Origin of the sequence: Pseudoalteromonas sp. C8 (genome assembly GCF_011378685.1) — a bacterium.
GTDB classification, from domain to species: Bacteria; Pseudomonadota; Gammaproteobacteria; order Enterobacterales; family Alteromonadaceae; genus Pseudoalteromonas; species Pseudoalteromonas arctica.
In genome coordinates this window covers 1-988 of record NZ_WTKT01000056.1, presented here as the reverse complement: position 1 = coordinate 988, position 988 = coordinate 1, and the positions used below count along the sequence as shown (strand labels likewise).

Genomic DNA, 988 nt, shown 5'->3' with positions numbered 1-988 from the left:
CTGGAGTGCGACACCAACAGGTACATTAGCTGAAGGTGACTACAGCGTCAGCGCCAGCATCACTGATGCTGCAGGCAACACTGGCACCGGCACGGACAGTGGCGAAGTAGACGTAACCCCGCCAGCACTTGCCTTTACGCCAACGTTTGAGCTTGGCTTATTAGTCACATTAAGTGGTACGTCTGACTTGCCAGCAGGTAGTGAAATTACTATTACCGAGCAACTTGTTAACGGGGGTATTGGTGCAACTTATACCACTACAACCGATGCGGATGGCAACTGGTCATTAGTCGGATTAGATGTATCGTTACTTGATGTTGGCTCAGTGATCGCAACAGCGACCGATGCAGCAGGTAATACCCGTACAATTAGCTCAGATGACTTTGATAATACACCGCCGACACTCACTGTTGATGTTGCAGCACAAAGCGACAGCAACACGCCAATCATAAGCGGTACAAGTGATGCGGGTGAAGGCGCGCAAGTCACTATTGTAGTGACCGATAGCGATGGTAATTCACAAACTATCACCGCCCTTGTGGATGCAAACGGTGATTGGATCGCCACTCCAACCACACCGCTAAGCGAAGGTGAAACGNTGCGCGATAGTGTCGGCAATGAAACCACCGTGAGTGACACCACGACTATCGACACGCAAGCGCCACTACTCACCATTCAAAACGTGGGCGATGTCAGCGATTTAACACCAGAGCTTCAGGGCACCAGTAATGAAATTGGTGGCACCGTAACGCTCACTATCACCGACAGCACAGGTGCTGTGCAAACCATTGAGACCCTAGTTGGCAGCGATGGTCACTGGAATATTGAAATTCCAGGTGCCCTTGCACAAGGTGATTTTACTGTAAGCGCGAGTATTACCGATGCGGCAGGCAATGAGAGCACCGCAAACAGCAGTGGTAATGTGGATACTATTACACCGGTTGTCACAGTTGATGTACTGGGCCTTGGCAACGACAGCACCCCAGTT

Annotated in this window: 1 protein-coding gene; it reads left to right on the top strand. The window is 50.8% G+C overall.

All coding sequences use genetic code 11. The features are described from left to right. On the top strand, positions 1 to 988 hold a 988-nt coding region (locus tag GQR39_RS20010; protein WP_206007912.1), incomplete at both ends, for an Ig-like domain-containing protein.